Source organism: Desulfobulbus propionicus DSM 2032 (genome assembly GCF_000186885.1).
GTDB classification, from domain to species: domain Bacteria; phylum Desulfobacterota; class Desulfobulbia; order Desulfobulbales; family Desulfobulbaceae; genus Desulfobulbus; species Desulfobulbus propionicus.
Window position 1 is genome coordinate 3,203,611 of the sequence record NC_014972.1, and the last position, 19,089, is coordinate 3,222,699.

Below are 19,089 nucleotides of genomic sequence, written 5' to 3' on the forward strand. Positions count from 1 at the left end.
TCCCTACTCACGCGGCCGCCGGAGTCCAAACACCCCCTGCGCTGCGCTGCTGAAGGCCGGGTTCAATCCACCCCGGCCCCGCGTCCGTGATTCGCCGTTGCCCTCGTGCACCGGACTCAGCACCTCGACCGCCTCCTCGGGCGGCTTATCGACAACAAACCGTTCCGGCTTGAGCGCGGCAATACCCTGTGATTCGAGATAGATATCGTAAAAGCGGGAGCAGTCGCGGTAGTAGCTTTTTCGCTTCAGCCACTTGGGATCGCCCCCCTGAACACGGGCATGATGAAAAGTCGACAGATTGATCAACAGGGTCGTTATCGCCTCCTTGGCCATCCGCTGCACATTGAACGGCTCGCCAAAATAACGGTCGACATCCTCCTTGATCATCCGCGACAGACGATGGAACGCCTGGCCACGCACGTTTGTTTCGGGCAAATTGAAGCGCTGGCAGGCCCACGGCAGCAGCAGGGTGGCCAGCAGGAGGGATTCCGGAATCTTTACTGGTTCATCCTCGCCCCCGCGGGCGTGGAGACGATCAAGCACGGTGAAGATATTGAGCAGCTCCTGGCGGATCCTCTCCCCATCCCCCCCCTGCAGGGCATCGGCATACAGCGGGAACAGGGCGGCCCACAGCGAAGAGGTCATGCACAGTTCGGCCCAGGGGCGGCTTGCGCCGGACTGGAGATCCTTCAGGACCTCGTCGCGGATTCGCGAAGGCGGACAGAGGAGCAATTTTTCCCGGTGCCGCCGCAGAGCGGCAAAGGTATCATCCTCAATGGAAAACCCGGTGCGGGCCGCATGCCGCACCACCCGCATCATCCGCACGGGATCGCGGGTGAACCGTCGATCCGGATCGCCGACGACGCGGATGATTCCGTCATCCAGATCACGGACCCCGCCGGTGTAGTCGATGATGGTGTGGTTTTCGATCTCGTAGAACAGGGCATTGATGGTCAGATCGCGGCGAAAGGCATCTTCTTCCAGGGTGCCGAAGGTGTTGTTGGACGGCAGCACCGCATCGTCGCCATCGATATCGAACTCGCTGCTGGAGCGCAGCGTGGAAACCTCGATGATCTTGTTGCCACGAAAAAAGACTTGCACCAAGCGAAACCGGCGGCCGATGGTCCGGCTGTTGCGAAACAGCTGCCGCAGCTGCCCCGGTCGGGCATCAGTGGAGATGTCGAAATCCTTGGGCGTTCGCCCAAGGTACAAATCACGGACACCGCCGCCCACCAGATATCCCTTGAACCCGGCATCCCGAAGACGGTACAGAACCTTCAGCGCCTCGCGATCCAGCAGATGTTCGCGGATGGGGTGTTCCGATTCGGGAATGATGATGGCGGATACCGCCGCTCCCTTTTCCGGAGCGGCGTGTTGCTCCTGGGTTTCAGCTGTCATGCAATCCAAGCGACAGGGGAACAATGATAGAGGGCCAAAACAGCGCGTTCCGCATCAATACTGAACGGCCTTTTCCTTGTAGACCGATTCCGCTGCCTGGACAAACTGGTTGAAGATCTCTTGCACCGAGAGAATCTCCTTCATTTTAAAGGTGTTGGCCCCGGAAAAAACCAACCCGTTCTCCACATCGCCGTCGTGGGCAGCCCGCAGCCGCTCGCTGATGCAGTATTTGTAGCTGCACTTTTTCAGGCACTTGAACAGGCACGACTTGGCGGAAATATCGTCGCCATTGAGCATCTTTTCCACGAAGGGGGTTTTGACCGCTCTTCCCGGCATGCCGACCGGCGAGGAAACAAGAACAATATCCTCTTGCTTGGCCTTGAGAAAGGCCTCCTTGAACTTCTCGGAAACCGAGCATTCCTTGCTGAGGACAAAGCGGGAAGCGATCTGAACGCCATCGGCACCGTATTTATCCATCATTTCAGCCATCTCAAAACCGTTGGTGATTCCACCGGCGGCAATCAGCGGGATCTTGGACACCACCTTACGGATAGAGGGGAAGAGTTCGCGCAACGGGGTTTCGGTCCCGAGGTGACCGCCGGCCTCCGTGGCCTCGACGATGATGGCAGCCGCCCCCAGTTTCTCGGCCAATTTGGCCAAGCCCGGCGAGGAAACGATTGACACGATCGGTATGTTGAATTTGGCGCCGATTTTGAAAATATCGCGGGAAAAACCTGCTCCCGTGATGATCATGTCGGCCCCGGCCTCGATGGATCCCATGACCAGATCATAGAAATCCTTCATGGCATACATGATATTGACCGCAATCACCCCTTTGGTGGCCTTTTTGGCCTTGCGGATATCCTCCTGCAGTTCAGGAACCGGGATTCCGGAACCACCGATGGTACCGATCCCGCCACATTCGGCCACCGGCACCGCCAGAGCGGACGTGGAAACCCGGATGGACATGCCGCCCTGGATAATGGGAATTTTCGCGATGAGCGAACCTATTTTTAGTTCTGGCAGTTTCATTCAAGCCTCTTGATCAAGTGTTGCTTTCGGAATTATATGGAAAATGCGCCCGTTGGCGCAAAAAAGCCATGCTTTTACAACAAAAAAAGAATGCCGAGATCCCTGGTGTTTGTCAAGCCCTGGGGGCTTGACGGAAAAAATGAATATGAAAAGTTATTCTACCATAATATGACCACATCGGCTTGACTTTTCACCTCTTTTACGAGTACATTTATTATTTTTTGTCGACCTTCTCAGTCGCATCGGGTTGCGCACAGCGCACCCTTCGAGATACATTGGAGTTTTAATTGAAGATTCAAGCAATTAACGGTTTCAAGGATATCCTGCCGGATACGGCGGTGCGATGGCGCCACATCGAGCAGCGCGCCCGCGATATCTTCGAGCGCTTCGGCATGCGTGAAATCCGCACGCCGATCATGGAAAAGACCGAACTCTTCGTGCGCTCCATCGGTGAAGCCACCGACGTGGTCGAAAAGGAAATGTACACCTTTATCGACAAGGGCATCACCATGCGGCCCGAGGCCACGGCGTCGATCATGCGTGCCTTCATCGAACACGGCCTCCATGTCCAGCAGCCGATCCAGCGGCTCTATGCCATCGGCCCCATGTTTCGCCATGAACGGCCGCAAAAGGGGCGGTTGCGCCAATTCCATCAGCTGGACGCCGAAATCATTGGCGCGGTGGAGCCACGGGTGGACGCCGAATTGATTGCCATGGGCCAGATGCTGCTCGACGAACTCGGCCTTTCGGTCAGCCTGGAACTCAATTCCTTGGGTTGCCCTATATGTCGCCCCCCCTTCAAGCAACGACTGGTCGCCTTTCTTGAACAAACCAGCGAGGGGTTGTGCGAGGACTGCAAGCGCCGCACCCAGACCAACCCCCTGCGCGTACTGGACTGCAAGAAACCAACCTGCCGTGCCTTGGTCAAGGATGCGCCGTCCCTGCTCGATGCCCTCTGTCCCGACTGCGACCGCCACTTCCAGGAAGTCCAAGGAGCGTTGCAGGGGCTGGAGATCCCCTTTAGGCTCAACCCGTTCATGGTTCGAGGACTTGACTACTACACCCGCACCACCTTCGAATTTCTCACCACCGACCTGGGGGCGCAGGCGGCGGTGGGCGCAGGCGGTCGTTACGATGGCCTGATTGAAGAACTGGGCGGCCCTCCGCTGTCTGGCATCGGTTTCGCCATGGGGCTGGAACGCATCGCCCTGCTGCTCGAACAGCGGCCGGAGGGTGAACAGCCGACCGACACCACGGATATTTTCATCGCCGCCCTCGGCCAAGCCACCCTTGCACCCTGCAGCCAATTGGCGCACGGGCTGCGCAAGCAGGGAATCAGGGTGGGGATCGATTACAGCGGGCGCGGCCTCAAAGCATTGCTCAAACAAGCGGCACGGATCAATGCCCGCTTTACCTTGATCGTCGGTGATGACGAATGGGCGAGCCAGCAAGGCATCCTCAGAAACATGACGACCCAGGAACAGCAACCTGTTGCCCTGGTCGGCACCACGGACGAACTCAGCCGACGGTTGGCGGAACATTTGCAGGTATTAAGACACTGACCGCACTTTCCGGCCTTTCCCCTAAACGAACAAACAGGCTGCCGGCGTCGCATTTTCCGGTTCGGTCTAACGACGGAACCGCTCATCTTTGGAGAATAACTATGGAATCAATGGGAGCGCTCCGGCGCACACATACCTGCAACGAACTGGGTCTCGATTTTCTTGACCAGGAAACCACCCTCATGGGTTGGGTTCTGCGCCGCCGCGACCATGGCGGGGTCATCTTTATCGATCTGCGCGACCGCTGGGGCATCACCCAGGTGGTGTTCAACCCGGAGATCAACCCGGCAGTCCATGCCAAGGCCCATCAGCTGCGCAGCGAGTGGGTCATCGCCGTCCGCGGCCGAGTGGCCAAGCGGCCGGAGTCCATGGAAAACCCCAAACTCGCCACCGGTGCCATCGAGATTCTGGTGGATGAACTGCGCATTCTCAACACCAGCGAAACCCCACCCTTCCCCCTGGACGAAGATGTCGAGGTCTCGGACACCCTGCGCCTCCAGTACCGTTACCTTGATCTGCGCCGCCCTGAGATTGCCAAGAATCTCATCCTCCGTCACCAGGCCCTACAGACGGTGCGCACCTATCTCAACGACAACCAGTTCCTGGAAATCGAAACCCCGATGCTCACCCGCTCCACCCCCGAAGGGGCCAGGGACTATCTGGTGCCGAGCCGGGTCCATGCTGGCAAGTTTTTTGCCTTGCCGCAGTCCCCGCAGCTGTTCAAGCAGATCTTGATGGTCGCGGGCATGGACCGCTACTATCAGATCGTCAAATGTTTCCGCGACGAGGACCTGCGCGCCGACCGGCAGCCCGAGTTCACCCAGATCGATATGGAGTTGAGCTTCATCACCGAAGAGGAGATCATCACCATTGTCGAGGGCATGATCAAGGCCCTGTTCAAGGAGATCCGCGATCTTGACCTGCAGCCGCCCTTCAACCGCATGACCTACGACGAGGCCATGCGCCGCTTCGGCACCGACCGGCCCGACACCCGTTTTGGTCTGGAACTGGTCGACCTCACCGAGACCCTGCGCGGCTGCGGCTTCAAGGTGTTCAACACGGTGATCGACAAGGGCGGGATGGTCAAGGCGATCAACGCCAAGGGCTGCGGCGCTTTCTCCCGCAAGGATCTGGACGATCTCACCGAATATGCCGGCCGTTTCGGTGCCCGCGGCATGGCCTGGATCAAAGTCAAGGAAGACGAATGGCAGTCACCGATCACCAAATTCTTCACCGAGGACGAGATCAAGGCCATGGCCCAGGCCTTGGATGCCCAACCCGGCGACCTGATCCTCTTCGGTGCCGACACAGCCAAGACCGTGCACCAAGTCCTCTCCGAACTGCGGCTTGAGTTGGCCCGGCGACTCGGCCTGATCCAGGGCGACAGCTTCAACTTTCTCTGGGTCACTGATTTTCCCCTCCTTGAGTACGACGAGGAACAAAAACGCTACACCGCCGTGCACCACCCGTTCACCGCGCCCAACGAAGCACAGTTGGAGCTGCTGGAAACCGATCCCGGCGCGGTCAAGAGCCGAGCCTATGACCTGGTACTCAACGGCAACGAGATCGGCGGCGGCTCGATCCGCATCCACAGCCCCCTGATGCAGAAGAAGGTGTTCAAGGCCCTGGGCATCGAGACCGAGGAGGCCCAGGAAAAATTCGGCTTCCTTCTGCGCGCCCTGGAACTCGGCGCCCCGCCTCACGGCGGCATCGCCTTTGGCGTCGACCGGCTGATGATGCTGCTCACCGGTTCCACCTCCATCCGGGACGTCATCGCCTTCCCCAAAACGCAGAAAGCCACCTGCCCGCTCACCGAAGCACCTTCGTCGGTGGCGCGCAAGCAGTTGACCGAACTGCACCTGCAACCGGACTGGAAGGAAAAATAACCCTTCATTGCTGATCACCACGCCGGAGCAGACCCTGCATCCCAATTCCGGCGTGGTGCCTTTCCTCCCATACCCTGCCCCCGCCGTGCGGAGCACAGCCGTTCCTCAACCCTGCTCCCGCCACCTGCCGTCGATCAACAGTTCATGGGGCCGAAAGGCCTGCTTGTAGCCCATGCCGGCGTGGCCGTCGATCCAGTAGCCAAGATACAAATAATCAATGCCGCGGGTGGCGCAGATGTGATTGAGGGTCAGGATGTTCAAGGTGCCTGGGCTGCGCCATCCTTGCTGCGGATCGAAATAGAAATAAACCGCGTTGAGCCAGGCGGGCGCCGCATCGACCACCGCCACCCCCAGCAGTTGTGTACCCACTCGGTAGCGGATCTCGAAACAGCGGCTGATGGTAGTGATAAAAAAGCCGGTATAATAGCTGTCGGCGCTGCTCCGCCCTTCGGGAAAGCGGGTAGAGAGAAAGCGCTGCAACAGCGCCAGGTTTTCCTTGGACATGGTCAGGGGGGCGATCTCCACCGCCACATCCTGATTCTTTTTCCACACCCGCCGCTGGTTGCGGTTGGGACAAAGCCGGTCCGGACGGATGCGAATGGGCACACACTGCCTGCATTCCGGACAGTGCATGTTGTACATGCAGTTGCCGTTGCGGCGGTACCCGTAGGCCAAAAAATCGCCCATGGTGGCATCGTCGATCGGGGCAAGGATCGCCTGGTGGTACACCGCCTTGGTGCCCATGCCATACGGGCAGTCGGCGGCGGTGTGGATGAAGAATTGCCGCAACTCTCTGGCAAGGCTCGGCGGGATATCGTCCTGCCTATCGTTTCGACCGGTCATTCTGGATTCCTCTCCTCACACCAGTCCCTGATCAAGCATGGCATCGGCCACCTTGACAAAACCGGCAATATTCGCGCCGGCCAGATAGTCTCCTTCCAGGCCATAGGCCGCGGCCGCCTCCAGGCAGGTTCGATGAATGGTGTGCATGATGGCCCGCAGCCGGCCCTCCACCTCTTCCCGCGACCAGCTGATGCGCATCGCATCCTGGGCCATCTCCAGGCCGGACACCGCCACACCGCCGGCATTGGCCGCCTTGGCCGGACCAAAGAGGATGCCCTGGTCGCGAAAAAAGGCGATGGCCTCAGGTGTTGAAGGCATGTTCGCCCCTTCGCAGACCAACCGCACACCAGCGGCGGCCAGATGTTGGGCATCGGCAAGATTGAGCTCGTTCTGGGTTGCCGCCGGCAAAGCGCAATCAGCCGGGTACCGCCACAACGGGTTCCAACCCAGGGTTGGGTTCGCCGCCACGTAAAGGGCATGCGGATAGCGCTCGCTGTACTCCCCAATACGCCCCCGGTGGATGTTCTTCAGCGTCTTGATGAACTCCAGCTTGCTCGCATCGATGCCCTCTTCATCGTAGATATGGCCAGAGGAATCGGACAGGCTCAGCACCGTGCCCCCCATTTGCACAATTTTCTCGGCAACGAACTGGGCCACGTTGCCCGAGCCCGACACCAGGCACCGCTTGCCGGCCAAGGTCTCGCCCCGGTGGGCGAGCATGGCTGCGGTGAAATAGACCACCCCGTAGCCCGTGGCCTCGGGCCGGATCAGGCTGCCGCCCCATGCCAGCCCCTTGCCGGTCAGCACCCCGGTGAACTTGTTTTGCAATTTTTTATACATGCCGAACAGGTAGCCGATCTCTCGGGCCCCAACGCCGATATCGCCCGCCGGCACGTCGGTATCCTCGCCGATGTGGCGGAACAGTTCGGCCATGAAGGCCTGGCAGAAGCGCATGATCTCGGCATCGGAGCGCCCTTTGGGATCAAAATCAGCGCCCCCCTTGGCCCCGCCCATGGCCAGGGTGGTGAGGCTGTTCTTGAACACCTGTTCAAAGGCGAGAAATTTGATGATCGACAGGTTGACCGAGGGGTGAAAGCGTAGGCCGCCCTTGTAAGGACCGATGGCCGAGTTCATTTCCACCCGGTAGCCACGGTTGACGTGAATCGCCCCTTGATCGTCCATCCAGGGCACGCGGAACATGATCATCCGCTCCGGCTCAACCAGCCGTTCCACCACGGCGTGCCGCCGGTACTCGGGATGACGATCAAGCACCGGCCTGATCGTCGCCAGCAATTCGCCGACCGCCTGGTGGAACTCCCGTTGTTCGGGATCGCGCCGCAGGATGGTGGCCAACACCTCGTCCACAGCTGGTTTCTGTTTCGCTTCCGCGGATCCGCGACCAATGGAGCTATCGGCGGTGCCAAGATCCCGGGGCGTGTTGACATTGCGCCACGAGGGACGCAGATGCTCCGGTGGCCGGGGGGTTGCTACGCCGGGCGCCGAGCGCAGTTGATTGATCCGTCGCTGGTTGCTTGCGGCCATCGCTTCCAGCAGCGGCCGGCAGGACTGGTCATAATAGGCCAAGAGCGGTTCGACCCGGCCATTCCCCGCCAGGTCCGGCATGACCGCGACCACCCCCGGCTGCCGGCAGTCGAGCAACCACTGCAGGGCCTCCTCCCCCATGTCGGGCAGATCGCAGGCCACCACCAGCCAGGAGACGTCGGGGAAGGCGCGAAAGGCGGCAAGAATCCCCGCCAACGGGCCCGCCAACCCGGGAACATCGTCCACCCGGATCATCTCGGCAAGCGCGGCGGGCAAGGCGCCGGCTCCGGCGATCACCACCTGTTCCACTCGACCCCGCAGGACGGCCACGGTTCGCTCGATCCATGTCCTTCCTGCCGTTTCAAGCAGATGCTTGGGCGTCCCCATGCGGCTGCTCTTGCCGCCGATGAGCACACAGCCCCAGACAGGCGTCCGCCCATGTTCGCGGATGGACATCATGTCCGATGCGCGCATTCGGCAAAAAGTCCGGCGGCAGCGCCGCGACGCAGCAATTCGCGCACGGCCCGGAGGCCACTGTCGCCAAGATCGCGGGAGAACGCATTGACATAGAGACCGATATGGCTGTTGATCACCTCCGGAGCCATTTCCTGGGCATGGATCTTGATGTACTCCCACCCTTCATCCGGGTGGGAATCCGCCCAACGGATGCTGGCGGCGATGGCGCTCTCAACGGCGGTCCGCACGGCCGGTTGCAGGGTTCTTTTGGCGACAATGCAGCCCAAAGGGATGGGCAGCCCGGTGGTCTCCTCCCACCATTGGCCAAGATCCTGAATGCAGCGCAATCCGAGCGGCTGGTAGGTAAAGCGGCTTTCATGGATGATCACCCCGGCATCGACCTCACCCCGGCAGATGGCCTCCATGATCCGGTCAAAACGCATCACCACCAACTGACGGCAGTCTGGACGGTAAAGCCGCAGCAGCAAGGCGGCCGTGGTGTAGGCGCCAGGTATGGCAATCTTCCATGCCGCGATGTCCGGAGGGGTGTCACGATCGCCGGCTGCGATCAGCAGGGGACCGCAGCCACGGCCCAACGCCGCGCCGGCATGAAGCAGCGCGTAGCGGTCAAGCACGTGCCCCAGGGCATGAAAGGAGATCTTGCTCACATCCAGGCGGCCCTCGATGGCCCACTGGTTGAGCGTTTCCACATCCTCCAGCACTGGTTGGGCGAAACGCGCACCGGAAAGCGGCACCCTGCCATGCACCAAGCCATTGAAAATATAGGTATCGTTGGGACAGGGAGAAAACCCCAGGGACAGGGCGTGTTGTTCAGTCATGTTGCAGTCCTTTGATCACCAGCGCGGCCACCTCGCCGCACCGGACACAGGCGTCGCGCAGTCGCCATTGTTGGAGATTACGGTCTTCGACCAGATTGGAGATGCATCGCAGTTCAAGCAGCGGCAGGCTAAACCGCTGGCAGACCCGGGCCGCGGCCGCGCCTTCCATGTTTTCACAAAGCGCCTGGTGCTGCCGGGCGAGCATCGTGCCGCGCCGGCGTGAACCGCTGACGCAACTGACGGTGACAAAGGTTCCGCGATGGAATGGAACCTTGGCGGAGGTGAGCGCCGTCGCGGCCTGCGCAAGCAAATCGCTGTCGAGCTCAAACGCATCGTGGATCGTTAGGCCCTCGCCTCGGAGCGGCTCCGTCATTTCTCCGTAACAGACGCCGAGATCGCCGAGAATCTCACGCTCCGCCAGGCAGATATCCAGCAGGGCCGCGCCTCCCGCTTCCCGGCAATAGGCTCCGGCGACTCCGAAATTCACTATCGCGCGAAAGGAAACGGTCGGACAGGCTAGCACGGCGGTCAAATGCATGGCTGTTTCCACCGGACCAATGCCGGTGATCAGGGGCGACCATCCCCCGGAGGCGGGGCAAACAGTGGCAAAAGCCTCCATTTCAAAGGACGTTGCGGCGGTGACGAGGAGCATGCAAGAAGCGGAGACGATTATTGTGCGGAAAGGAAGTGGACCTATCGGACATGGACTGTGGATACCGGCTGTTCGCTTGGCCTCCAGCTGTCAGAGATTTTCCTGTGGCCATCGGCGAATAGACCGAGACTTTTTGTGCAATGTAAAGTAGGTTAGCGGCCTTTGCAAGATAATCACCGTGTTTCTCTCCCTGCTGCTGTCCCCATGATCGACTTTCATCACCGGCTGGATGCGTACGACTACGACCTGCCGCCGGAGCGCATTGCCCAGTTCCCCGAACCCCAACGTGATCATTCCCGGCTGCTAGTTCTCGACACCAACGTCCCTGAACTCGTTCACCGGCGGTTTGCCGACATTGTCGACCATCTCCGGCCCTCCGACCTGCTGGTCATCAACAGCACCAAGGTCTTTCCCGCCCGCTTGCTGGGCAGGAAGGAAACCGGCGGCAAGGTGGAACTCTTTCTGCTCAACTTTCCCCATTCGCCCACCACGACCGATCCGACGTCCTCATGGCACGAGGCCACGGCCACCGCGCTGCTCAAGAGTTCCAAACGCCCCAAGGTCGGCGGGTCGCTGCTGTTTGACGAACAATTTCACGCCCGGGTTGACGCCTTGCTGGGCGATGGCAAGGCTGAGGTTACCCTGCGGTATCGGCCCGCACCCGGCCAATCACTCCAGGACCTGTTGGAACGCCATGGCCAGATGCCGCTGCCACCCTATATCGATCGGCCAAACGGCAATGTCGAGGAGGATCTCCATCGCTACCAGACCCGCTATGCCAGCCAAGTCGGTTCTGTGGCCGCGCCCACCGCCGGCCTGCATTTCAGCGATGCGCTGCTTGCCCAGATCAGGGCAAAGAGGGTGGACATTGCGCCGCTTGTGCTCCATGTCGGCTACGGCACCTTCGCGCCGGTGCGCAGCGAAGACATCCGGGAGCATCGCATCCATCGGGAATGGGTGGAAATACCGGCGGCAACCGCGGCCAAGGTCAATCAAACCAAGGCGGCGGGCGGCAGAATTTGGGCAGTGGGCACCACCACGGTCCGCAGCCTGGAGTTTGCTGCCGATCAACACGGACAGGTTCAGCCGGGGGCAAGCGAGTGCGACCTCTTCATTTATCCTGGATTCCAATTTCGAGTGATCGACAACCTGATCACCAACTTTCACCTGCCGAAATCATCGCTGCTCTTTTTAGTTTCCGCCCTGGCCGGCCGACAACGGATTCTCGCCGCCTACAAGGAAGCTATCGCCTCCTCCTACCGTTTTTTTTCCTATGGCGACGCCATGGCTATTGTCACCAAGCCTTGAGCATCGAACCGCCCCTGCCGCCCTCCCAATAAAAAACCCGGCTTGAAGCCGGGTTGAGCAAACGCATGTGTATCAAGCAATTAATGAGCCGCGGGGCAATGGCAACACCCCCCTCCACTGGCGGGGCAGGAGGCACCGCCACTTTCGGCGCTGGCCGCGCCTCCTCCTTTGGTTTCTTTGCCGCTGGAACAGGCGCTATAGCCGTCGGTATACCACCCGCCGCCTTTCAACTGAAAGGAACTCATGGAGATCAGCTTGCGGACCTCCCCGCCGCACTCGGGGCAAACCGTGATCGGTGCATCGGCGATACGTTGCTGCATTTCAAATACTTTTTGACATCCATTGCATTCATACTCATACACTGGCATAACACGACCTCTCAACGCTATCTATATAGTAAGGGGGGAAGAATGAGCGTAGCTGTAAACAGGGGCAAAAATAATGATTCCCGCCCCCCCTGTCAACTCCTGTCGCTCGCCCATTCTTGGCCGCTCCCACATCGCGACGCGAAAATCAACACCTTGGCCTGCCAACAAAAAAATCCTCTTTCTCGACATACAAATACTCTTTTTTGATCAATCAATAATTTCCGGACCGCGACGGGTGGCTGATTGACTCTTTTTCGATCCATCGGAATAAAACAATTGCATTGCGCTACCACCTGCCCTATTATTAGAGTAATTTTAAAAGAAACCACCTGTATCCCATTACATTCATTACTCAGGAGACACCAATGAGTAAATCTCTCGTTGAAATGACCGCCGAAATCATTCAATCGCAAATCAGCAGCAAACAAATGTCAACAGAAGAAATAAAGGCGGCGCTTAACGATACATTTCAAACCCTTAAAGCACTTCAAGAATCCGAATCCGTCGGCATTGAAGCTGAACCTGAAGAAATCAATCCTGCTATAGACCCGAAAAAGTCCATCCAGAAGAATAAAATTATCTGCCTGGAATGCGGACAGGAATTCAAGATGCTTTCGCCAAAGCATCTGAAGTCGCACGGTCTCAATTCCAAGGAGTATCGCAAAAAACATGGATTTTCCGCTCGGCAACCGTTGTGCGCCAAGGCGTTGTCGGAAAAACGTTCACAATCGGGCAAAGAACGGGGCTTACCGGATAATCTTCGCAAGGCCATTGAAATGCGCACCAAAGATTCAGCAAAGAAAAAATAATTTTCTGTTTGTTCAATAGCATGCGGAGCATTCGGTGTGGTGGTCCTCTCGACACGACCACCACCCATTTCGTCGCAACCGCATGGTTTTCGGGCGTATCCATAGACGTTCATTCGCACCCGTGCCCAGGATGACATTTTTTCTTTCCTCCCGCACGCTTCGTGTTTGTCGCCTCGCCTTGCACTCTTTCGTTTACCCTGTTCCTGCATTCCCATGATCGGCATCTTTGATTCCGGTGTCGGCGGTATGACCGTTGCCCGCGCCATTGAACAGTTCTGCCCGGGTTTTCCCCTGGTCTATCTCGGCGATCTCGCACGGACCCCCTACGGCTCAAAGAGTCCGGCAATGATCACCGAATACTCGCACCGCAATACCGACTTTCTCCTCCGGCAGGGCGCCAAACTGATCGTCATCGCCTGCAACTCGGCCGCGAGCACGGCCTCTTCCTTCTTGCGCAGCCACTACCACCAATTGATCATCGACGTGATCTTCCCTGCCGTGGATCGTGCGGCCGGGGAGAGCGTCAATGGCCGCATCGGGGTGATCGGTACCCGGGCCACCATCAATTCCGGACTGTATGAACAACGCCTCCAGGCGGCCCGACCGGACTGCAAGGTCTACAGCCAAGCCTGCCCGCTGCTGGTCCCGCTGGTCGAGGAGGGATGGCTGGAGCGGCGCGAAACCAAAATGATCGTCAAAAAATATCTCCACCCGCTGCGCGACAAACAAATCGACACCTTGATCCTTGGCTGCACCCATTATCCCTTGCTGAAAAAGACCATTGCCCCGCGCATCGGCCGGCGGGTGCATATTATCGATTCCTCAGTCGAGGTCGCGCTGCACTTGAAAACTCTTCTGGACAGTGACCACGACCTTCGCCAGTCACTCTACGCCCCGGACACCCCGAGCCGTTTCTTTGTTTCCGATATTCCTTCTCCGGTGCATGCCCTCGCCAGCAAAATATTCGGCCGGACTGTCCGGTTGGAGAAAACCGATGTCTAATTTGCTCCGTCTTCTCGTCATCGTGTTGCTGCTGACAGTGACAGCCGCGCTTCCCAACAGGGCGAAGGCCGCTCCACCATCCGCAGACACCGTCTCCCCCGCAACTCGTGTTCTCCAAGTGCAGAAAAAGTATCAGCAATTGCGCAGCCTGGAATTCGATTTTGCCCAGACGACCCAGACCGGTGGCCGGATCAAGCAGGGGAGCGGTCACGCCACGTTTTACCGTTCCGCCAAGACAACCTCGGACGGCGCGGGGATTATGCGTTGGAACTATAGCGAACCAATCGCCCAGATCATCATCAATGACGGCAAGGAGCTTTCTGTCTACACGCCGCAGGATAAACAGCTGCTTGTCTCACCGGTGCAGGATTTGGAATCCGACATCACTTACGCCATTTTCACCGGCACCAAAGGCTTGCTCGATGAATTTGCCGTCTCTGCCGCGGACGCATTGTTCCTGCTCAACACACCGCCAGCCGCCCTGGACGCCGTCCTGCTCATCCCCCGGGAACCGCATCCCCAGGTCAAGCGAATTCAGCTCTGGCTGAACGCGGACCATACGTTGCACCGGCTACTGATGGAAGACCATTTCGGTGCGCTCACAGAACTGACCTTCAGTCAGGTACGGTTCAATACCCTGCCCGCCAATGACCCCCGCCTGGTTCGATCCCTGCTCCAGCTGGATCTGGCGCCCGGCACGGAAATCATTCGCCAGTAAAGGGCAAATCCGCGGTCTGATTTGTGCTCACCGATTTTCCCACCGCGTCGGGAAAAGACATTGCTCCCAATCGGTAAGCAGGGTAAAGAAGAGCGATCAAATCATACCCCGACTTTCCTAGCTCGTTCGCGGTCTTCGCCAGCCATAGGTTAATCTCGCCACCGATTCGATCATTCTGCATGCGCATTGCCGTTCTCTCCGACAGTCATGATCACATTGCCAACCTGCACAGGGCTGTTCAAATGGCCAATCAACATCGGGCGGAACTGCTGCTGCACTGCGGGGATTTGATTTCTTCCTTCATGCTGCCCTATCTGCACGCTTTTCAAGGCCCGGTTCATCTTGTTTACGGCAACAATATCGGCGACCAGCATCTGATCGCTACACGCTGCGGCGCAATCTTTGGCAACCTGCATCACCATGGGTGTCATCATGGAACCATCTGTTTGCCCGCGTTGCGCATCGCCTGCCATCACTATCCCGCATTCGCCCGTGAGCTGGCCTGTTCTGGACATTTCGATCTTGTCTGTTATGGTCACGACCATCTTTTTCATTCCGAGCAGATCGGTGACTGCCTGCTGGTTAACCCAGGAGAACTTCTCGGAAAAGACGCTGCTCCCACGTTCGCCTTGGTCGATACCGAACACAAGACGGTGCAACGGCTCGCAGTTGGAACCCAGATGTTGATTGACAGTTGATCCATCCCGCACGGATGTGATCGCGGCGCTGGCTGCGCCCCATCGGGGGGCCTGCCGGTTAATTTTATCGAGACAGCAGAGAACCATGAGTGACGAAACTTTTGCAGATCTTTTCCAGGCGAACACCGTAGCCCGTTCAACCCTCCAGCCGGGAGGGCGGGTGGAGGCTGCCGTTGTAGGCATCAGCGGCGATAACATCTTCCTTGACGTCGGCGGTAAGAGCGAGGGCGTGCTCCATGCCTCAGAACTGCGCAACGACCAAGGAGAACTGACCATAGCCCCCGGTGACCGGATCGATGTTTTCTTCCTGGCCGCCCGTGGCGGCGAATTGGTCTTCACCACCCGTCTTGGTTCCGGTCAGACCGGCTCGCGGGAACTGGAAGAGGCTTTTCAGTCGGGCATCCCGGTTGAAGGTAAGGTGACAGGAGAAGTCAAGGGTGGGTTCTCGGTGACCGTTGCCGGACAGCGCGGCTTTTGTCCCTACTCGCAGATGGATATCCGCAAGGTAGAAAATGCCGAAGAATATCTTGAAAAAATCATGACCTTCAAGATCATCGAGTACGGCAGCCAGGGAAGGAACATTATCCTGTCGGCCCGAGCAGTTCAGGAGGAAAAACGCCAGCAGGAGCGCGAGGCGCTGAAAGCGCGACTCAACGAAGGCATGCAGGTAAGCGGTGAGGTCACCTCCATCCGCGAATTTGGCGCCTTTGTTGACATTGGCGGCATCGACGGGCTCATCCCCCTTTCCGAACTTGCCTGGGGGCAAACCGACAAGGTCGAAGATGTCCTCCAACGCGGCCAGCAGGTCGAGGTGATCATCAAACGGCTGGATTGGGACAAGGATCGCATCTCGCTCAGTCTGCGTGAAACCACGGAAGATCCCTGGAACAAGGCGTTGACCCAGTATCCCATCGGCTCGGTCCACCAAGGAAAGGTTTCACGGCTCGCCGCATTCGGGGCCTTCGTCACCCTGGAACCGGGGATTGACGGCCTGTTGCACATCTCCAAACTCGGGGGGGGGCGGCGGATTCATCATCCTCGCGAGGTGTTGGAAGCCGGCCAGGAACTGACCGTAAAAATCGAGTCCATCGACAGAGAGCAAAAGCGCATTGCCCTCGCTCCTGAAGATTACACCGCCAGTGAGCAGCCGGAGCGGGAAAAGTACACACCTCCACCCGCCGCCAAGGAGTCCCCCTCCATGGGCACCTTGGGCGACTTATTGAAGTCGCAGATGAACAAAAGGAAAAAATAGCAAAGACTCCCGCATCAGGGCAACATCGTGGTGTCCTGATGCGGGACGGACGATCTCACAGGGAACGGCGGGCGATCTCAAACATGATGACGGCCGCAGCCACCGAGGCGTTCAGCGAGTTGAACGAAGCCTGCATGGGAATCGTCACCAGCACATCGCATTGCTTCCGTACCAGTGGCCGTATGCCCTTGCCTTCGCTGCCAATGACCAGGCAGATCGGCCCTGAAAAATCAGTGGTGTAGATCGGAGCGGCATTCGCTTCGGCTATCGCGCCGAAAATCCAGAATCCTTGCTCCTTCAACCTGTTGAGGGCATCGACCAAATTGACGACCTGGCATAACCGCAGATGGGACACGGCGCCGGCCGAGGTGCGGGCGACGGTGCCGGTGAGGGGCACGCTGCGTTCCCTGGTGAGGATCACCCGGGAAAACCCCGCGGCCAGGGCGGAACGCAGAATCGAACCCACGTTGCGCGGGTCCTGCAGAGAGTCAAGCACCAGGATGCGTGCCTGAGTTGTTTGTTCTTCGTCCGTGATCCCGGCCAGCAGATCCTCCAGCGACAGAAGACGGGCTTCGCTCTGCCGCGCCACCACCCCCTGATGTCGGCAATTTTTCGGCACCCCCATCCTGGCGCCATCAACAAAGCGAACCGCGATCGCATGGCTTTTCGCATGGTCGATGATCTGCTGCAGACGCGGACCGGCTTTGCCCTTTTGCACCAGAATTTCACTGATTCCGCCACATCCTTCCTGCTGGAGGGTCTCCCAAACCGCGTTGAATCCCCACAGGAGATCCTCGGAAGGTTCATCTGAAGCAAACGGTCGCGCTGGTTTGGTGACCGTTGATTCTCGCCGCTTGCACTCCATCAGGTTGACCACGACATCGGTTGCCCAGAGGAGGTCCGCCGCCGCCGACAGCGCTCGGCGATGATGATGCTGCGCAGGCTCTCCACCGCCTCGTCAAGCCGGTCATTGACAATCAGATAGTCATAGGCGTTGACACAGGCCAATTCCTTGCGGGCATTGTTCAGGCGAACAGCCAGCGTCGCCTCGTCTTCCGTGCCCCGTCCTCGCAATCGCTGCTCCAAATCGGCAAGGGTCGGCGGAGCAATGAACACCGTCACGGGATTGGTTCTTTGGCACACCTGCGCCGCCCCCTGAACGTCAATATCCAAGAGCACATCCAACCCTGCCCGCTGATGTCGCTCCACCTCGGCTACACTGGTACCGTAAAGGTTGCCATGGACCTCCGCCCATTCAAGAAAGCCTGTGGGTTGCTGGTTGCGAATGGCGGCGAAGGTATTCTGGTCGACGAAATGATAGTGTATGCCCTCGTGTTCGCCAGGGCGGGGGGGACGAGTGGTGTGGGAGACGGAGAAGACCAGTCCAGGCAGCTCCCGCATCACCCGGTTGACGATGGTGGTCTTGCCGCAGCCGGAAGGGGCGGAAAGCACAAGTAACAGGCAGTCATGCATCGGCGTCCTCCTCTTTGCCCTTGGCCAGTAGATGGGTGGGGTTGCGGTATTCCTGATCAATGGCCAGCAGTCGCTGACTGATCGTTTCTGGTTGCACCGAGGAAAGAATGAGATGGCCGGAATCGAGCAGGATGATGGCGCGGGTACGTCGTCCTTCGGTGACGTCGATCAGCTTTTTTTCCGCCCTGGCCTCTTCCTTCAACTTGCGGATGGGCGAAGAGCCAGGATTGACCACCGCCAGAATGCGGCTAACCTTAACGGCATTGCCAAAGCCGATATTGAGCAACCTGCTGTCCATACATTTCATCAAGAGTAAGAGGGAGAGGAGAACCAACGCTGCACAGCGCGGAGATCGGCGCATTCACTCGATATTCTGCACCTGCTCGCGCAATTTTTCGATCTCGTTTTTCATTTCCACCGCCAGATGGGCAATACCGGCATTGGCGATCTTTGAGGAGAGGGTGTTCACTTCGCGCAAGAATTCCTGGAGGAGAAAATCGAGTCGACGGCCAACCGGCTCATCGCTGACCAGGTAGGCGCGAAATTGGGCCATGTGGCTGCCAAGCCGCGTAATTTCCTCGGTCACGTCACTTTTGTCGGCCATGATCGCAGCTTCCTGGGCCAAACGCAGGGGATCGAGATCAAGGCCCTCCAGCAGCTTGGCCACCCGGAGGCGGAGTTCCTGCTGGCGTTGCCGGAGGAGCTCTGGAATGCGGTTGTCGATCTGACGAACGATCGATTCGAACCTGGCCAGCCTGCCAAGCAGATCACGTGCGAGTGCTTGCCCCTCTTGTTCGCGCATGGTGTCACAATCATGGAGAGCGGCCTCCAGGGCAGCGCTGATCAGTGCCCACTCCGCATCCATGTCAGGATGTTGCTCCTCCAGACTAACGACATCCCGCAAGGTTAGCATGTCACGCAAGCTGATCTCGGCATCGATCCGGTAGTCCTCGACCAGTTGCTGCAAGCAGCGATGGTACTGGCGGGCTACGCTGTCATTGACCACCAGGTGCGGTTCCGCCGGTGAGATGCCGTGCAGGCTGAAGGTGATATCAACCCGCCCTCGATCAAGCATGGAGGCGACCTTTTTCTTGACCGGTTCCTCCAAGGCGGCAAACAGCCGTGGAAGAACAACTCGTTGGTCAAGAAAACGGTGGTTGACAGTACGGACTTCAGCCACCCAGGTCCGTCCTCCCTCGGAGGCTTCCCCCCGACCAAATCCGGTCATGCTTCGTGGTCGCATTGCTTGTT

Annotated in this window: 19 protein-coding genes and 1 pseudogene; 8 read left to right on the forward strand and 12 right to left on the reverse strand. The window is 58.7% G+C overall.

Annotated elements, in window-relative coordinates:
• Positions 1-3: 3 nt before the first annotated feature.
• Both pcnB and DESPR_RS13930 read right to left on the reverse strand, forming a co-directional pair.
• Positions 4-1,398 (reverse strand): polynucleotide adenylyltransferase PcnB, encoded by a 1,395-nt coding sequence (pcnB, locus tag DESPR_RS13925; protein WP_015725432.1) that lies wholly within the window; start codon positions 1,396-1,398, stop codon positions 4-6.
• A 54-nt stretch (positions 1,399-1,452) separates the two neighbouring features.
• Complete coding sequence (locus DESPR_RS13930) at positions 1,453-2,430, reverse strand: NAD(P)H-dependent flavin oxidoreductase (protein WP_015725433.1); 978 nt, start codon at positions 2,428-2,430, stop codon at positions 1,453-1,455.
• A gap of 287 nt (positions 2,431-2,717) precedes the next feature.
• On the opposite strand from DESPR_RS13930, the gene hisS reads away from it, so the two are divergent.
• Positions 2,718-3,992 carry a histidine--tRNA ligase gene (gene hisS, locus DESPR_RS13935; protein WP_015725434.1) on the forward strand — a complete coding sequence of 425 codons (1,275 nt, stop codon included), beginning with the start codon at positions 2,718-2,720 and terminating at the stop codon, positions 3,990-3,992.
• A 101-nt stretch (positions 3,993-4,093) separates the two neighbouring features.
• Entirely contained in the window at positions 4,094-5,878 is a 1,785-nt protein-coding gene (gene aspS, locus DESPR_RS13940) for an aspartate--tRNA ligase (protein WP_015725435.1), read from the forward strand.
• A 105-nt stretch (positions 5,879-5,983) separates the two neighbouring features.
• Here the strand turns inward: aspS and DESPR_RS13945 are convergent, their stop codons facing one another.
• From DESPR_RS13945 to mqnB, 5 genes and pseudogenes are all read right to left on the reverse strand, one after another.
• Positions 5,984-6,721, reverse strand: coding sequence for an arginyltransferase (locus tag DESPR_RS13945; RefSeq protein WP_015725436.1), 738 nt, complete (start codon positions 6,719-6,721; stop codon positions 5,984-5,986).
• Between the two features lie 15 nt (positions 6,722-6,736).
• Positions 6,737-8,086, reverse strand: coding sequence for an NADP-specific glutamate dehydrogenase (gene gdhA, locus DESPR_RS13950; protein ID WP_043771427.1), 1,350 nt, complete (start codon positions 8,084-8,086; stop codon positions 6,737-6,739).
• A 168-nt stretch (positions 8,087-8,254) separates the two neighbouring features.
• A pseudogene (locus tag DESPR_RS19085) lies at positions 8,255-8,737 on the reverse strand (molybdenum cofactor guanylyltransferase); the annotation flags it as partial.
• Entirely contained in the window at positions 8,719-9,558 is an 840-nt protein-coding gene (locus DESPR_RS13955; protein ID WP_015725438.1) for a 1,4-dihydroxy-6-naphtoate synthase, read from the reverse strand. The pseudogene DESPR_RS19085 and the gene DESPR_RS13955, both read right to left, overlap by 19 nt.
• A complete protein-coding gene (gene mqnB, locus DESPR_RS13960) occupies positions 9,551-10,210 on the reverse strand; it encodes a futalosine hydrolase (RefSeq protein WP_015725439.1) in 660 nt (219 codons plus the stop codon). Before mqnB ends, DESPR_RS13955 begins: the two co-directional genes overlap by 8 nt.
• Before the next feature lie 204 nt (positions 10,211-10,414).
• On the opposite strand from mqnB, the gene queA reads away from it, so the two are divergent.
• Positions 10,415-11,518: a tRNA preQ1(34) S-adenosylmethionine ribosyltransferase-isomerase QueA gene (gene queA, locus DESPR_RS13965; RefSeq protein WP_015725440.1), complete on the forward strand. Its 1,104-nt coding sequence runs from the start codon at positions 10,415-10,417 to the stop codon at positions 11,516-11,518.
• An 80-nt stretch (positions 11,519-11,598) separates the two neighbouring features.
• Here the strand turns inward: queA and DESPR_RS13970 are convergent, their stop codons facing one another.
• On the reverse strand, positions 11,599-11,838 hold the full coding sequence (locus tag DESPR_RS13970) for an FmdB family zinc ribbon protein (RefSeq protein WP_245529460.1): 240 nt from the start codon (positions 11,836-11,838) through the stop codon (positions 11,599-11,601).
• A gap of 413 nt (positions 11,839-12,251) precedes the next feature.
• On the opposite strand from DESPR_RS13970, the gene DESPR_RS13975 reads away from it, so the two are divergent.
• From DESPR_RS13975 to rpsA, 5 genes are all read left to right on the forward strand, one after another.
• Positions 12,252-12,695, forward strand: coding sequence for a Ros/MucR family transcriptional regulator (locus DESPR_RS13975; RefSeq protein WP_015725442.1), 444 nt, complete (start codon positions 12,252-12,254; stop codon positions 12,693-12,695).
• A 213-nt stretch (positions 12,696-12,908) separates the two neighbouring features.
• Positions 12,909-13,697: a glutamate racemase gene (gene murI / locus DESPR_RS13980; RefSeq protein WP_015725443.1), complete on the forward strand. Its 789-nt coding sequence runs from the start codon at positions 12,909-12,911 to the stop codon at positions 13,695-13,697.
• Positions 13,690-14,415: a LolA family protein gene (locus DESPR_RS13985; protein ID WP_015725444.1), complete on the forward strand. Its 726-nt coding sequence runs from the start codon at positions 13,690-13,692 to the stop codon at positions 14,413-14,415. The genes murI and DESPR_RS13985 overlap by 8 nt, the downstream gene beginning before the upstream one ends.
• A gap of 179 nt (positions 14,416-14,594) precedes the next feature.
• Positions 14,595-15,113 carry a YfcE family phosphodiesterase gene (locus DESPR_RS18050; RefSeq protein ID WP_015725445.1) on the forward strand — a complete coding sequence of 173 codons (519 nt, stop codon included), beginning with the start codon at positions 14,595-14,597 and terminating at the stop codon, positions 15,111-15,113.
• Between the two features lie 85 nt (positions 15,114-15,198).
• Entirely contained in the window at positions 15,199-16,365 is a 1,167-nt protein-coding gene (gene rpsA / locus DESPR_RS13995; RefSeq protein ID WP_043770143.1) for a 30S ribosomal protein S1, read from the forward strand.
• A 55-nt stretch (positions 16,366-16,420) separates the two neighbouring features.
• Here rpsA and rlmB read toward each other — a convergent pair whose 3' ends face one another.
• From rlmB to DESPR_RS14015, 4 genes are all read right to left on the reverse strand, one after another.
• Positions 16,421-17,242 carry a 23S rRNA (guanosine(2251)-2'-O)-methyltransferase RlmB gene (rlmB, locus tag DESPR_RS14000; RefSeq protein WP_169701633.1) on the reverse strand — a complete coding sequence of 274 codons (822 nt, stop codon included), beginning with the start codon at positions 17,240-17,242 and terminating at the stop codon, positions 16,421-16,423.
• Positions 17,230-17,838, reverse strand: a complete 609-nt coding sequence (gene gmk / locus DESPR_RS14005; RefSeq protein WP_015725448.1) for a guanylate kinase — start codon at positions 17,836-17,838, stop codon at positions 17,230-17,232. The genes rlmB and gmk overlap by 13 nt, the downstream gene beginning before the upstream one ends.
• The gene (locus DESPR_RS14010) at positions 17,831-18,136 is read right to left on the reverse strand and encodes a DUF370 domain-containing protein (RefSeq protein WP_015725449.1); all 306 of its coding nucleotides are present in this window, start codon (positions 18,134-18,136) and stop codon (positions 17,831-17,833) included. Before DESPR_RS14010 ends, gmk begins: the two co-directional genes overlap by 8 nt.
• A 63-nt stretch (positions 18,137-18,199) precedes the next feature.
• Positions 18,200-19,081 (reverse strand): YicC/YloC family endoribonuclease, encoded by an 882-nt coding sequence (locus tag DESPR_RS14015; RefSeq protein ID WP_015725450.1) that lies wholly within the window; start codon positions 19,079-19,081, stop codon positions 18,200-18,202.
• Positions 19,082-19,089 lie beyond the last annotated feature (8 nt).